This window comes from Megasphaera sp. MJR8396C, from assembly GCF_001546855.1.
Taxonomy (GTDB): domain Bacteria; phylum Bacillota; class Negativicutes; order Veillonellales; family Megasphaeraceae; genus Megasphaera.
In genome coordinates this window covers 50,219-51,065 of sequence record NZ_KQ958161.1, presented here as the reverse complement: position 1 = coordinate 51,065, position 847 = coordinate 50,219, and the positions used below count along the sequence as shown (strand labels likewise).

General features: G+C 52.1%; 1 protein-coding gene. It reads left to right on the top strand.

Translation table 11 applies throughout. The features are described 5' to 3' along the window. Nucleotides 1-7: 7 nt before the first annotated feature. A partial coding sequence (locus HMPREF3201_RS03480) for a sugar kinase (RefSeq protein WP_062411756.1) occupies nucleotides 8-847 on the top strand: 840 nt, incomplete at its 3' end.

The window sequence follows — 847 nt, the reverse complement described above, 5'->3', positions numbered from 1 at the left end:
AATCAAAATGAAGAATGTGCTTACTATTGGTGAAGCGATGGGACTTCTCATCGCTGAAGAAACGGGATCTTTGGAATCGGTCGAACACTTTTCCCGCCACGTCTGCGGAGCTGAATTGAATTATGCCGTCGGCATGGCCCGCCTGGGGAATAACGTATCGTATATTTCTAAAGTCGGTATCGATCCCTTTGGCCGCTGTATCGTCAACTTCCTGAAAGAAAATAACATCCACGAACAGTATGTATGGACTGATGATGACCATATGACGGGCTTTCAGATGAAGGAAAAGGTCGTCGAAGGAGACCCCTTTGTTGCCAATATCCGCAAGCACACGGCATTTTCTCATTTCCAGCCGGCAGATCTAGCCGGCATTGATTGGACTGGCGTTGATCACCTTCATGTGACGGGGATTCCCTTGGCCTTATCGGAATCGTGCCGGGAAACGATCTATACCCTCATGATGCGGGCCCATAGCAAGGGCGTACGCATTTCCTTCGACCCCAACCTGCGGCCCATGCTCTGGAAATCAGAGGAAGCCATGGCCCGGGTTATCAACGATGCCGCTCAGTATGCCGATATCGTCATGCCGGGCCTCGGTGAAGGCCGGATTCTGACCGGTCGGGAAAGTGAACAGGACATTGCCCAGTATTATCTGCAGCGCGGCGTCCAGACCGTTGTTATCAAGCTCGGCGGCAGTAACGGCACCTATATTCGGACGGAACAGGAAGAATTTTACGTACCGAGTTATCACGTAAAACACATCGTCGATACCGTCGGGGCCGGAGATGGCTTTGCCGTCGGCTTTACCAGTGGCCTTCTCGATGGGTTAACCTTAGAAGATGCCGCC